13 protein-coding genes and 4 tRNA genes are annotated in these 13,998 nt (G+C 38.7%); 13 read left to right on the top strand and 4 right to left on the bottom strand.

The genetic code is table 11. The features are described from left to right. Positions 1-7 precede the first annotated feature (7 nt). The 4 genes from GQR56_RS07520 (at position 8) to GQR56_RS07505 (ending at position 4,016) form a co-directional block, all read left to right on the top strand. Positions 8-1,150 (top strand): methionine aminotransferase, encoded by a 1,143-nt coding sequence (locus GQR56_RS07520; protein WP_166109995.1) that lies wholly within the window; start codon positions 8-10, stop codon positions 1,148-1,150. Beyond that, the gene (locus tag GQR56_RS07515) at positions 1,138-1,911 is read left to right on the top strand and encodes an amidohydrolase (protein WP_166109992.1); all 774 of its coding nucleotides are present in this window, start codon (positions 1,138-1,140) and stop codon (positions 1,909-1,911) included. The genes GQR56_RS07520 and GQR56_RS07515 overlap by 13 nt, the downstream gene beginning before the upstream one ends. A 75-nt stretch (positions 1,912-1,986) precedes the next feature. Further along, a complete protein-coding gene (locus GQR56_RS07510; protein ID WP_166109989.1) occupies positions 1,987-3,402 on the top strand; it encodes a mannose-1-phosphate guanylyltransferase/mannose-6-phosphate isomerase in 1,416 nt (471 codons plus the stop codon). 38 nt (positions 3,403-3,440) lie between these two features. Then, on the top strand, positions 3,441-4,016 hold the full coding sequence (locus GQR56_RS07505) for a hypothetical protein (protein ID WP_024610784.1): 576 nt from the start codon (positions 3,441-3,443) through the stop codon (positions 4,014-4,016). A gap of 38 nt (positions 4,017-4,054) precedes the next feature. Here GQR56_RS07505 and GQR56_RS07500 read toward each other — a convergent pair whose 3' ends face one another. From GQR56_RS07500 to GQR56_RS07490, 3 genes are all read right to left on the bottom strand, one after another. Beyond that, positions 4,055-6,211 carry a response regulator gene (locus GQR56_RS07500; RefSeq protein WP_166109986.1) on the bottom strand — a complete coding sequence of 719 codons (2,157 nt, stop codon included), beginning with the start codon at positions 6,209-6,211 and terminating at the stop codon, positions 4,055-4,057. 283 nt (positions 6,212-6,494) lie between these two features. Next, positions 6,495-7,151, bottom strand: coding sequence for a response regulator transcription factor (locus GQR56_RS07495; protein WP_024610782.1), 657 nt, complete (start codon positions 7,149-7,151; stop codon positions 6,495-6,497). 218 nt (positions 7,152-7,369) lie between these two features. Continuing rightward, positions 7,370-7,741: a histidine triad nucleotide-binding protein gene (locus GQR56_RS07490; protein WP_166109983.1), complete on the bottom strand. Its 372-nt coding sequence runs from the start codon at positions 7,739-7,741 to the stop codon at positions 7,370-7,372. A 92-nt stretch (positions 7,742-7,833) separates the two neighbouring features. On the opposite strand from GQR56_RS07490, the gene GQR56_RS07485 reads away from it, so the two are divergent. Continuing rightward, on the top strand, positions 7,834-8,433 hold the full coding sequence (locus tag GQR56_RS07485) for a DUF2057 domain-containing protein (RefSeq protein WP_166109980.1): 600 nt from the start codon (positions 7,834-7,836) through the stop codon (positions 8,431-8,433). Positions 8,434-8,491: 58 nt separating this feature from the next. On the opposite strand, the gene GQR56_RS07480 is transcribed toward GQR56_RS07485, so the two are convergent. Further along, the gene (locus GQR56_RS07480) at positions 8,492-10,336 is read right to left on the bottom strand and encodes a M1 family metallopeptidase (protein ID WP_166109977.1); all 1,845 of its coding nucleotides are present in this window, start codon (positions 10,334-10,336) and stop codon (positions 8,492-8,494) included. Between the two features lie 142 nt (positions 10,337-10,478). On the opposite strand from GQR56_RS07480, the gene murB reads away from it, so the two are divergent. From murB to GQR56_RS07440, 8 genes are all read left to right on the top strand, one after another. After that, entirely contained in the window at positions 10,479-11,489 is a 1,011-nt protein-coding gene (murB, locus tag GQR56_RS07475; protein ID WP_166109974.1) for a UDP-N-acetylmuramate dehydrogenase, read from the top strand. Beyond that, a complete protein-coding gene (birA, locus tag GQR56_RS07470) occupies positions 11,486-12,478 on the top strand; it encodes a bifunctional biotin--[acetyl-CoA-carboxylase] ligase/biotin operon repressor BirA (RefSeq protein WP_166109971.1) in 993 nt (330 codons plus the stop codon). The genes murB and birA overlap by 4 nt, the downstream gene beginning before the upstream one ends. After that, positions 12,475-13,185 (top strand): pantothenate kinase, encoded by a 711-nt coding sequence (locus GQR56_RS07465; RefSeq protein WP_166109968.1) that lies wholly within the window; start codon positions 12,475-12,477, stop codon positions 13,183-13,185. Before birA ends, GQR56_RS07465 begins: the two co-directional genes overlap by 4 nt. Positions 13,186-13,311: 126 nt before the next feature. Further along, a tRNA-Thr gene (locus GQR56_RS07460) sits at positions 13,312-13,387 on the top strand. Positions 13,388-13,427: 40 nt separating this feature from the next. Next, positions 13,428-13,512: transfer RNA gene (locus tag GQR56_RS07455), tRNA-Tyr, on the top strand. A gap of 44 nt (positions 13,513-13,556) precedes the next feature. Further along, a tRNA-Gly gene (locus GQR56_RS07450) sits at positions 13,557-13,631 on the top strand. An 11-nt stretch (positions 13,632-13,642) separates the two neighbouring features. Further along, positions 13,643-13,718: transfer RNA gene (locus GQR56_RS07445), tRNA-Thr, on the top strand. Between the two features lie 137 nt (positions 13,719-13,855). Then, positions 13,856-13,998: GTP-binding protein (locus GQR56_RS07440; RefSeq protein ID WP_240914468.1), on the top strand; the 143-nt coding region annotated here is incomplete at its 3' end.

Here is a 13,998-nt window from a genome sequence, read left to right as displayed (position 1 = left end):
GCATCACGTGTTTGAAAGTAAATTACCAAATTTAGGCGTTAGTATATTTAGCCAAATGAGCGGGTTGGCTAGTGAGTTTTCGGCAATTAATCTCTCTCAAGGCTTTCCTGAGTTTGATGCTCCTGATCTTTTAAAAACGCAGTTAAATTATTATGTGCAGCAGGGCGTTAATCAATATTCACCTTCAAGTGGTGTACCACGATTACAGCAACAAATTGCTGATTTAGCAAAGCGCAAATATGCAGCTGATATAAACGCAGCTGATCAAGTTACTGTTACCTCGGGTGCAACAGAGGCATTGTTTGTAGCCATTCAAGCAATTGTGCGCCCTAATGATGAAGTGATTGTATTTGACCCTGCATATGACTCTTACCAACCCGCAATTGAACTTGCTGGTGGAAAGTCGGTACACATTGCTTTAAGTGCGCCTAACTACACCATTGATTGGCAAGTAGTGAGCCAAGTAATTACTAAAAATACCCGTGCAATTATTATTAATACACCCCATAACCCAAGCGGTAAAATATTACAGCCACACGATATAAAAGAGCTTAAAAAGTTAGTTGGTACTCACAATTTATATGTAATAAGCGATGAGGTATATGAGCACATTACGTTTGATCAGCAACCGCATTTAAGCGTATTACGCGATGATGAATTACTTGCCAAAAGCTTTGTTGTATCGAGTTTTGGTAAAACGTTTCACAGCACGGGCTGGAAAATGGGTTACTGTATTGCACCTGCCGATTTAGCTGTCGAATTTAGAAAAATTCATCAGTATGTTACGTTTTCAAGTTTTACCCCTGCACAGCATGCGCTTGCCGATATGCTCGAGCAGCAAGGTGAGCATATAGATGAGCTAAGTGGGTTTTATCAGCAAAAACGCGACTTATTAGCGAGTTATTTAAGTAACAGCCGTTTTAAAATTTTACCTAGCCAGGGCACTTACTTTTTATTGTTAGATTACAGCGATGTATCGGATTTAAACGATGTTGATTTTTGCCATTGGTTAGTTGAGCAAGCAGGTGTGGCGGCTATTCCGTTAAGTGTGTTTTATCAAAAACCACCAACCGATAAAGTAATTCGTTTGTGCTTTGCTAAAAACGACAACACTCTCATAGAGGCTGCGCAAATATTATGTCAACTTTAACCATTACAGCATTGCAAAGCTCGCTTTATTGGCTTGATAAAGACGCTAATTTAGCCATGTTCAATAAGCAACTTGAAGCAATTACGCATCAGCCCGATCTTATTTTATTGCCCGAAACATTCTCGACTGGCTTTGCTATTAATTTAGATTGTGCAGAGCCTGAAAACGGTAAAGTACTTATTTGGTTAAAGGCGCAGGCTCATAAACATAATGCGGTTATTGCCGGTTCGGTACTTGTTGCACAAGGTGATAAAAAAGCGAATCGGTTTTATTGGGTAAAGCCCGATGGTGAAGTGAGTTATTACGATAAACGCCATTTATTTCGCTTAGGCAGTGAGGGCGACTACGTTGTAGCAGGGCAAGAGCGTAAAGTTTTTGAAATCAACGGTTTTAAACTATTACCACAGGTGTGTTACGACCTGCGCTTTCCGGTATTTCAACGTAATAATAACGACTACGATGTAATGATAAACGTAGCAAATTGGCCTGCTGTGCGCCGCCATATTTGGGATACGTTACTTATGGCGCGTGCAATGGAAAACCTATGCTACGTAGTAGGCGTTAATCGTGTGGGGGAAGACGGTAATGGTGCCTCGCACAATGGCGGTACCGCAGTATACGACTTCAAAGGCGATGGATTAACTAAAGCGCAAGATGACGCTGAGCAACTAGTTACTATAACACTTGAAAAAGCACCACTGGATGAGTTTAAAGCAGCGTTTCCTGCCTATTTAGATGCAGACCCTTTTACATTAATATAGACACGTTAATTTAGCGTAGAGCCAATAAAGTGTTAAAATAGTCGCTGATATTTTTGTTGGCGGCTAATATACATTATGAACACTTTAATCACTCCTGTAATTTTAGCTGGTGGCATAGGCTCTCGCTTGTGGCCGCTTTCTCGCCAAGCAATGCCTAAACAATTTTTACCACTACTAAATGAAAACACGTCATTACTGCAAAGTACATTGGCGCGTGTTTCTAATGAGTTGTTTGATAATGCTATTTTAGTGTGTAATGAGCGGCACCGATTTATTGCCGCCGAGCAAGCTGCAAGCTCAACTCCTAGTGCATTATTACTCGAACCCAAAGGTAAAAACACCGCGCCTGCCATCGCATTAGCCGCCCACTATGCACTGCAAAATGGGATTACCGGTCCGCTATTAGTGATGCCCGCCGATCATCATATTGAAAACTTTGATGTACTAACAGCTAAGCTCCCTGAAGCTGTAAAACTTGCTGAGCAAGGTAAGCTAGTTACATTTTCTATTACTCCTACAGAGCCGCATACTGGTTATGGCTATATAAAACAAGGCGCGGCTATTGCCGGTACGGGTTGTTACGATGTTGCTCAATTTAAAGAAAAGCCTGACTTAGATACAGCGAACCGTTATTTAGCTCAAGGTGGTTATAGCTGGAATAGCGGCATGTTTTTATTTACCCCAGCGACCTATTTAAAAGAGCTAGAACGGTTTGCGCCAAAAATAGCAACGAGTGTCGCTGCAGCGGCACAATTTACCAAAGATTTAGGGTTTACCCGCCCAAGCAATAGTGCGCTTGATCACTGCCCAAGCGATTCAATTGATCACGCCATTTTAGAGCGCAGTAATAACGTAGTTGTTATACCTGTTGATTTAAAATGGAGTGATGTAGGTAGTTTTTCATCCCTTGATGCGCTTACAAAAAAAGATGAAAACGGTAATAGTTTAAATGCTAATTATATGGCTCAAAAAAGCACTAATAACTTAGTTATTAACGAAGCTGAACATACTATTGCCACGCTTGGAGTAAGCAATTTAGCAATTATTCATACTCATGATGCCACGTTAATTGCAAACCAAAATGAGCTAGATTCTTTGCCTTTGTTGCTTAAGCAAATTGCTACAACACAAGCCGATAAGCTTAACCATCATCAAGTGGTTTTTCGCCCATGGGGAAATTACCGTACTTTGGTTGAAGGCACTGGCTTTAAAGTTAAAAAAATTACTGTTAACAGCGGTGCTAAGCTTTCGACGCAGCGCCATCAGTATCGCGCTGAACATTGGGTTGTGGTTTCGGGTATTGCAGATGTGTGTATTAATGAGCAAGCGTATACGCTAACGCATGACCAATCGTGTTATATCGCGGCTAAGCAAATTCATAGTTTGGCTAATAATCAAAAAGAGCCGTTAATTGTCATTGAAGTGCAAACCGGCACTGTACTTAATGAAAGCGATATAGAGCGATTTGATGATAAATATGGAAGGGGTTAAAAAATCAAAGCCATGCCAAAAAGGACGTTTCAACATCAATGAGTAAAGTAATTTATAAAATAACGCCGGATGTTAATCATTACAGAGTCATATTTCCTGATAGCGAAGCTTTATGTGAACCTGACCTATGGAAACCTGATACTTCTACAAAAGAGTCTACACTGATAAATTTTAGTGCCCATTATAATAATGAAAAAGAGACACCCCTAGGTGATTTCACTGCAATTAATTTACAAGGTCTTGCTATAAGGGGCCATGTAGCAAATGAATTGGCTGAACTTTTCGAAGATTCGGGAGAGTTACTTCCTTTCTATGTAGGTGATGATAATTGGTACTTTTATAATGTCACTCGAAAAATAGAGGGTATATTAAATGTTGAGATGAGTACTTTTATGCTGCCAAGTTTAAATATCGGATTACAAAAAGCGGTGTTCAAAAAAGAAAAACTACCAAAGCATAGCTGCATATTTAAAATGCCAGAAGACCGATTTGAAGGCACTTACGTTTTTGACTCTCGTGTAAATGATAGAGACGTTTCTTTAAACCTATTTTGTGCCTTGCAAGCACATGACTTTACTGGGCTTAGCTTCGAAGAAGTTGCGAGGTTTGAATAGTTAAAAGCAAAGCATTGAAAATATGTGATTTTTTAATGCTACCCTAACTGTCCGCGCACATACTTTAAATACTTCTCTAAGCTGCGTTGCCACAGATCTAAGGCTTCATCAAGCATATCGTTATGTGGCTTTTTATCAAGTAAACGGCGCTCTATTTTTTTAAGCTCAATACCATAGCGGTTAAAACCCAGTTGCAGAGCCGTACTTGCTTGGCGATGTAAAAGTTTAATGCATTGCTCTGGATGTTGATCTATTAATTTTTGACAGCGAATAAGTTTATTGCGCGCCGAAAGCACAAACTCATTATAAATTGACGACACTTCGTCTTCACTAAACGAGCTGGTGAGTGTTTCGGCTGCGGTTTTATCGTATAACGTATCTATTAGCTCAACAGCAATGCTAGCGGTTTGATTTGATTGAGAGTCGCTAAGTGCTTGGCGAAGCTTTTCATGCTTAATAGGCTTGCCTACAATATCTTTTATTCCTAATTCTAAATATTCTTTCACCTCGTCAGGGCTAAGGCTTGCAGTAAAAGCGAGTACAGGGGTGCGTTGGTTTTTATGATCAATGCGTTTTAAGCGCTTAAGTACTTCTTGCCCTGTTAAATCAGGTAGATTCATATCAAGCAAAACAACATCAAAGTGGTGGGCTTGCATGAGTTCTATGGCGCTTTTGCCATCTTTTGCGAGCTTAATTTTGTGTTCATCGTCTGCCATAAATTCAATAGCAATTTTTTGATTTAAATCTAAATCTTCAACCAACAATACATCAAGACCCGTTAAATAATCTTTAGTTTGATGACGCTGCTCTACAAGGCTCAATTCACCTAAAGTAAAAGTAATGGTAAAGCTAAATACACTGCCAATACTTAGCTGGCTTGCTATTTCGAGCCGGCTACTTAGTTTTTCGAGTAAACGACTGGTAATAGCTAAACCAAGACCTGTTCCGCCTTTTTCTTTACCTGCACTGCTTTGTACATAAGGTTCTGTTAAGTAGGCTATCTCGTCGTTTTCTATACCTGGACCTGAGTCTTTTACACTAATTTTTATGGTGTGCTCAAGTTGTTCTTCAGCCATTAAATCAACTTGAATTTTTACACTTCCGTGATCAGTAAACTTAATTGCATTACCGACTAAGTTAATAATAATTTGCCTAAGCTTTTGTTGGTCACAGTAATAACAGGCTTGGTCGGGAATATTACATACAAGTTCAAACTTGAGTTGTTTTTGCTCCGCTAGCGGGCTGAGTAACAGGCATAAATTGTTAAGCCATGTTTTAAACTCTATATCCTCTTCGTAGAGCGCTTCATCACTTTGATCTAGGCTTGCGTAATCAAGTACTTTATCTACTAGTAAATTGAGCGATTCGGCGGAGTTTATAATTGCTTCGCAATAAGCTTTATTACGCGTATCACTAGTTTGATTCATAACAAGTTGGGCACTGCCTAAAATACCGTTAAGTGGAGTGCGAATTTCGTGGCTTATAGTTGATAAAAATAACCCGCGTATTTCTAAATCTTTTTGTGCTTTGTCGGCTAATTTATTAAGGTGCTGCTCTCTTCGCTCATTACATAACAGCGCCATGCCCGCAGCATAAAACATAGGGGCAATTACACCATTTAAAAATAATAATGAGCTAAACCAGCCGTTTACTAAAAGGTTTTTTTGTTCAATATTATTCATAAATAACGAGCGACCAATAAAGCTAAAAGTAACAAGCGTTAAAATTGTTATGTATACAATACTGCCGTTAGGGTAGGGTTTTCGGGCATACTTAATGAATATAAACAGTAAAAAGCTAGCTTCTGCAATGTGTTGTATATCAGAGGCAATGACTCTTTCACGCAAAGAAGGGTCGAAAAACGTATAATAACCAAGCATTACAGCAGTAAATGCAGTAATTGAGCAAAGTAATTTAAAACCAATCCCGTGGTAGTTCAAAAACTGGCTCAGCGAAAGGCAATGCACAATTGATGCGGCAAACATCATGCAGCTGGCAATATTAATAATAACTAAATTGTGAGTATCACCAACGAGGGTAAAGCCAATAACAGAACCCAGCAGTAAAACAGGATAGAAAATATAAAGTAAGGTACCTGGAATCTGTTTGTTTGTGCGCCATGTTAAAAAGTTAAGTAAGGTCATTACAACCATGATGGCTATGCTGGCAAAATAAAGAGTGAAAGAGTCTAGCATGGGAATTCCAGCAAAGTAGCGTTTAAACTAAGGTTATCAAAAGTATACACTGATACCAATCCGCAATAATACTAATCAATTTAAGGGATTAAACCAGACGCTAATTGCGTTAAAAATGTCTGACTGAGATCAACTAAATAACGAAATTTTTGCTTTGTTATCGACAAATACTCTTGTTCTAAAATAGATCATTTAATTAAGTGAATTGGTATTAAATAAGCACATAACACATACAAAAACAGACACCTGAGTGTCTGTTTTAATGCTTAGCCGAAATTTATATTTAGCGAATTTCGTCTGGTATATTTTGCTGTGCCCAAGACAGTAACTCAATACGGTTACGGCATTTAGTTTTTCTAAATGCGCTGTATAAGTGTGTTTTTACAGTGTGCGGGCTAATGCTTAGCTCTTCAGCGATTTCTTTATTTTTAGAACCATTACTCATTAACGAGATAATTGCTTTTTCTCGTTTAGTTAATTTAACAGGTTCTATATCACCTTCGGTAAGCTTATGTAGCGCGTCTTTATTAAACTGCAACATGCGGTTTAATGCGTTACACATAATGTCGCGGCGATACCAAAGCTGATCTTCCATTAACAAGCGAATACCTTTCATTAATACATCCGCATTGTCGGTTGTATAAAATACGCCACGAATACCGCTTAATAGTGCGCGATTAGCTAGTTCTGGGTTTTCGTCTAAATTAAATAATATGATATCGCATTTTATACGTAGGTTTACTAATTGTTCTTTTAGTTTTCCCCATGCATCCTTGCTTGATGTTTCGATAAACAAAAGTCTAGTCCCTTCAGGTATATCTAAAATATTAGTACCTGTGGTTACGTTAAGACCTTGTGTTTTTAACAAAGGTTCTAAAACGTTAATGCCAATTGTGTTAATTGGCTCCTGATCTAATAGCAAAAAGGCAGAACTGCTCATGTTTTTTATACTCTTTTATAAAGCTGACTGATTAAGTTTATCACGACTTCCAGACCTTTTGTATTAGAAAGTCATGGATATACCTAAAAACAAGTACGATTTTACGATTATTTAAACACAAAATGTTGCAAATAAGTAATTGTTTTTTACTTTATGGTGATGAATTTTCTTAACATTTGTAATCTAATGTGAGGTAAAAAGTGCTTCATCAAATAATTTTAAATAGTTTCTTTTTTAGTGTCTTGGTATGGAGGCCAGCCCATCTCTTTACCAGCAAGCATGTGTAAATGTATGTGATATACAGTTTGCCCACCGTGCTCATTACAGTTCATCACAACACGATAACCATCATCAGCGAAGTTATTTTGTTTGGCTATTTTTGCAGCAGCAACGTATAAATTACCAACTAAATGAGCGTTACCTTCATTTATATCATTTATAGTGGCAATTGCTTTTTTTGGGATAATTAACACGTGAAATGGAGCCTGAGGGTTTATATCTCTAAACGCAAGTGTGTCATCGTCTTCGTAAACAATACTTGCTGGAATTTCACGATTAATTATTTTTGTGAAAATAGTTTCTTGGCTCATAGTGTGTTCCTAATTAAGTGTTATGAATTTTAAGCTCACTAATGACAAACTTTCAAAGCGGTGTCAAACTGAAATCAAATAAAGGAGTCAATATGCGTAAATCAATGTTTTTAGGCAGTGCAGTTGCACTGTTGTTTAGTGTATCGAGTATGGCAGAGAATATTCACTTTCCTGAAGAGTTTGTGCCATTACAAGTGGGTGAGCGTATTATTGAAAGCTCATTATTTAGCCGTGTTGATGATGTAGAACTCGCACCAGGTACTTATCAGTTAAGATTAAAATATACCGATTTATATGAAGACGATTACGATACGCATGAAGTTGTTGAGTCTGAACCTTTTTGGGTAGAGGTAACAGTTGAAGCAGGAAAAGATTATGCGTTAGTGTTTAATCGTGCCAATAACGCAATTTCTGCTAAGGTCTTTGCAGAAGCACCTGAAGTAGGCTTAAAGGCAAAAAATAGCTCATTAGCTGTGCCATTAGATATTATTTCTAATAAAGAGCTGGCAAGAGAAATGCCGGTTAAGCAAATGGTAAATAAACCAGTAGTATCACAAAGAGTGGAGCAATCAGTTTCTACTGCGCTAAACAACGACAAAGGCATACCAAGCGCTGCCGACATGCTTGATTTTTGGTGGCAACAAGCAACACCAGAACAACAAAAAGCATTTTTGAATAAAGTAAAAAAATAGTTTATTTGCATTAAAAAAGGGTCGAATTATCGACCCTTTTTGCATTTAAAATATTAAGTTATTTATCAAACAATGCATCTATAGTGCCTTGCGCTAGTGGGTGATACCCAGGACGCGCTTTTAAGTACACACTTTGTGCCCACTCTTTTTTACCGTTAGTGATAAGTGATTTATATAACGGAACAATCAATTTACGACGACCAATACCTGATAAATGTTTATCAAGCGCAGGGTAAATTGGTTGATAACCATTGCCTACTGCCAGCATAAACCAAGCAAATGCACGCTCTGCATTGGTTGACTGCGTTAAGTTAAACTCTGAGTCGAGTTCTACCATGTGCTCTTGGCTTAAATCGCGTGGTAAATTATTTAAAAAGTGTAACCACTCATGCACAGACCAATCGGTAGTAGGAAGTTGTGCCGCTGTTGTGTCGCCTTTTAACCATGCTGCAGTTTCAGTATCTACTTTATCAAATGCATCAGACGTTGGATTTGGTGCATCACTCGGTAAGCCTGGCTCAAAAATCCACTCATTTACTTTATCCATGCTTACAACGCCAGGATACTTTTCAATTAAGTTAGCTTTTAGGTAAACAACAAACTCTGCTGTAGTAAGCGATTTAAACGAAAACTCTTTAAAGTACGCTTTTACAAATGGGTCAAATTTATCGCGACCGTATTTGTTTTCTAGGTAAATTAAAAATAACTGACCTTTAGTATAAGGCACTGAACTAAAAGCATCGTCTGGGTCGCGACCATTAAGTTTTAAGTTAAGGCGGGTATCTGGTGCATCGATTGTTTTAATTTGTGCACGTAAAGACGCTGAATCAAGTGCTTGTTCCATAACTGCACGGTCACGACCAAATACTTCTTCCATAATGCGGTTTTCAACGTATGAGGTAAAACCTTCGTTTAACCATAAATCTTCCCACGTTGCGTTAGTTACTAAGTTACCAGACCAAGAATGCGCAAGTTCATGGGCAATAAGGTTAACTAAGCTTTTATCGCCTGCAACAACGGTTGGGGTAATAAATGATAAGCGTGGATTTTCCATTCCGCCAAACGGAAAACTAGGTGGTAACATAAGTAAATCATAACGTCCCCAAGCATATTCGCCGTACATAGCATTTGTTTTGTCGATCATGGCTTGTGTGTCGTCAAATTCAGCAACTGAGGCTTCTAAAATTGTAGGCTCAGCAAAAATACCTGTTTGATGAGACATCGCTTTAAATTCTAAGTTACCAGCGCCAATTGCAATTAGGTAAGGTGAAATAGCTTGTGGCATATCAAAGAGGTAGTCGCCATCTTTGTAAAGTGCGTCTTTGTTATCGGCGCTCATTACAGCACGCACGTCTTTTGGTGTATGTATACGTGCAGAGTAAGTTACACGCATTGCTGGTGTATCTTGTACTGGTATCCAACTACGAGCATGAATTGCTTGCGATTGACTGTACATAAATGGGTGCGTTTTGCTTGCTGTTTGCTCAGGTGTTAACCACTGCAAACCAGATGCTTCTGGGCGGCTGTTATAGTAAATTCGTACTATTTTAGCTTGGCTTTTAAAAGTAATCGTTAGTTTAGAACCTTTAACATCGTCGCGGTCAGCTAAGCTAAATTTTGCTTTGTGCCAATCGCCACTTTGATCTTCATACATTACTTTATCAATGTCTAAATCGCGGGTATCAAGTACGAGAGTTCTGCTTTTGCTGTTGTTCCACTGAAGAGTGTGCTCAACAAAACCTTCTAACTGCTTGTCGGCAAAATCGACATCTAAATCAAGGTTTAAGTGAGTAGTAATAACATCATCAAGGTTAGCATACGAATTTTGGTCAATAGCATTTGCCATTGCTTGCGAGCACATACCTGCCATAGCGAGGCTTAAAAAAAGAGGTTTGATTTTCATAATTACCCTGAACACAAATAAAAAGAACACGTTTTATATCACGATTGGTTGAGTGGGTTGAGTGATTTTTACAATCTGATGCGCAATTTGCGACGATGAGGTAAACTATTGCGATTAGTTACCGGTATATTTAGAGAGCTTTGTGGCGCACGCATTACAACCCTTACATACATTTGCATTGAATAACCAATGCCAAAATTTTGTTGAAATTACTCATCTAGAGCAACTTAAAACGCAAAGCTTTGAGTCTCCTTTTTGTTTGTTAGGAGAGGGAAGTAATACTATTTTTTTAAATAACTATGCTGGCACTGTTATTAAAATGGCGACCAAAGGCATTAAAGTCAATGAACGCGAAAGCGATTACTTAATTGGCATTGCTGCAGGCGAAAACTGGCATCAACTAGTCAGTTATTTACTTGATGAAAATATTCCAGGGCTTGAAAACTTGGCACTTATCCCAGGTACAGTGGGCGCAGCACCAGTACAAAATATTGGTGCATATGGTGTAGAGCTTGCCAAATTTGTAGAGTCAATTGAGTATTTTGATATAGCAAGTAAAGCCATTGTGAGCCTTAATAATACACAGTGTGAATTTGCTTATCGCGACTCTATTTTTAAGCATGCTCTTAAAAACAAAGCCGTTATTACTCAGGTGCATTTAGCGTTACCTAAAAAATGGCAGCCAATTCTTAGTTATGGACCCCTACAACAAATTACAGCAATTACACCGCAGGCTGTATTTGAGCAAGTAATACATACGCGCAATAGTAAATTACCCAATCCTTATACATTACCCAATGCAGGCAGTTTTTTTAAAAATCCTATTATTACTAATGAACGCCTGAGTAAACTATTAAAAATTTTTCCGGAGCTACCGCATTACGAATACGGAAAAAATCATCACAAAGTAGCGGCGGGCTGGTTAATAGATAAGGCAGGTTTAAAGGGTTATAGAGTTGCTGGTATTGAAGTACATCAAGAACAAGCTTTAGTGCTCGTAAACCATGGTGAAAGTGAAGGTGATGATTTAATCGCTATGATCAAGCATATTCAGCAAACTGTATTTTCACGTTACAGCATTATGCTTGAGCATGAAGTACGTTTATTTGATCAAACCAGCGAATATCATATTAATACGGAGTCGGTACAGTGAAAGCACCTAATGGAAATAAGCTCGCCATTTTAAATGCCTTAAATGAAGGTGGCTTTGTATCTGGTCAAGCGCTAGGTGATGAGCTAGGGATTAGCCGTGCAGCAGTTAGTAAACATATTAAAACCTTGCAAGAGATGGGTTTAGATATTTTTAAAGTAACTGGTAAAGGTTACAGCTTAAATAATCATGTTGGTCTTTTAAACCAAGTGCAAATACAAAAAAACTATAAAGCGCTGGGTGCAAGCACTGCCAATGTAGAAGTTCATCCTATTATTGATTCGACCAATAGTGAGCTAATGCGCCGCATACAAGCAAAAGAGACGCTTGAGTCGGGCACGGTTATAGTTGCCGAAATGCAGCAAGCAGGGCGTGGACGTCGCGGGCGTGTTTGGCAATCTCCATTTGGTGCAAACCTTTATTACAGTTACTTTTGGCGTTTAGACGATGGTTTACAAGCAGCAATGGGCGTATCTATTGCTGTTGGCTTAGCTGTGTATGACGCTATAAAAGTGCTTTATAACATTGATATAGAACTAAAGTGGCCAAACGATATTTACTTAAATAAACAAAAGCTAGCTGGAGTATTAGTTGAGCTTGATGGGCAGCCGCAAGGACCATGTCAGTTGGTGATTGGGATAGGTATAAACTTACAAATGCCAGACAGTTTTAGCCAGCATATAGATCAAGCATGGACCGACTTAAGCCAACATACTCAACAACTCGATAAAAACCAGCTGGTGGCTTCACTTACTAATTGTCTAGAGCAACGTTTAGTAGAGTATCGCCAAACAGGTTTACAAACTATGTATGAACAATGGAATTCATTAAATGCATTTGCCGGTGAATGTGTTGAGTTAAATACAGGGCACCGCAGCTGGCGTGGAATATGTGAAGGTATTGACTCACAAGGTGGCATTCGCATTCGACAAGATGGCGAAGTGAAAAGTTATTATGGCGGCGAAGTTTCTCTTAGAAAGGCACAAATATGAGATTGCTGATTGATGTAGGAAATACATCGTTAAAAGCGGTGCTTTGGCAAAATAAACAAAGTAAAGCCGCTGATATAAATAATTTACCTTGGTCGCAAATAAAAGAAGTTGTATTTGCCTGCGTAGGTCGTAGTGAATTACTAAACGATATTCGAACGCAAGCTGCTATTAATAATATTAATTGCTTTGAAGCAAAAGTAACAAAAAAGCTTGGAGAATTGACCTGCGCTTACGAGCACGTTAATAATCTAGGAATCGATAGATGGCTTGCGCTTATTGCTGGCTTTACACTTTGCCCTAAAAAGGCATGTATTGTTGTTGATGCCGGAACAGCGACCACAATTGATGTTCTTAATAGCCAAGGGCAGCATTTAGGTGGTTGGATTTTACCTGGGCTTGATTTAATGACCTCATCACTCACACAAAATACTCAGCGTGTTTTTGACGATGATAAAACACCGTTTGCTAATGAATTGGGTAAAAACACACCTAATGGTTTAAAAAATGGTGCCTTGGTTGCAACTGTTGGAGCCGTTGAACAAGCAAAACAACACTTAGGCGTGCAAAAAAACACTCAACAGGTGCAAATAATTTTTGCTGGTGGCTATGGCTCATTATTACAACAGCAATTTGAAGGAAGTATTTTTGATTCATTGTTAGTAATGAAGGGCTTAAATTATTGGTACGAATTAACCGAAACAGTATAAAAAAGTGTAAAAAACATAAATTCGAGTGAATATTGAGCATTTAAACTAAAAATTTACACTTTTTTTAATTTTATTGTTGCATCCCAATAAGCCTTACTCTAATATCTCGCCCCGTACTAAAGCAGTGCCGACTTAGCTCAGCTGGTAGAGCAACTGACTTGTAATCAGTAGGTCAACCGTTCGACTCGGTTAGTCGGCACCACTTTCCTTTTACCGAAAGTGAATTAGTAGAGAATTATCGTGGAGGGGTTCCCGAGCGGCCAAAGGGATCAGACTGTAAATCTGACGGCTCAGCCTTCGCTGGTTCGAATCCAGCTCCCTCCACCACTTTATTCTTGACGGTTAGAGGTATTTTAAGAACAGATTCCTATGCGGGCATCGTATAATGGCTATTACCTCAGCCTTCCAAGCTGATGATGCGGGTTCGATTCCCGCTGCCCGCTCCAGTTCTTGTGTTGCTGATATAGCTCAGTTGGTAGAGCGCACCCTTGGTAAGGGTGAGGTCGGCAGTTCGACTCTGCCTATCAGCACCAGTCTTAAGAATCTCCTTGAACACTTCCTTTATCTGTCAGAAAAAAAACTATTTGAAATTTGAAAAAATTAACTTAATCTACCTATGGTGGATTATTTTCATATGTAATCTAGATACACAAAACTGATAGGTTCCGTCATGGCAAAAGAAAAGTTTGAACGCGTAAAACCGCACGTAAACGTTGGCACAATCGGCCACGTTGACCACGGTAAAACTACACTAACTGCAGCAATCACTAACGTACTTGCAAAAGTATACGGCGGTGTTGCTAAAGATTTCGC

It is taken from the genome of Pseudoalteromonas sp. Z9A5, from assembly GCF_011378875.1.
Lineage (GTDB): Bacteria > Pseudomonadota > Gammaproteobacteria > Enterobacterales > Alteromonadaceae > Pseudoalteromonas.
This window is presented reverse-complemented; position numbering and strand designations above follow the sequence as displayed.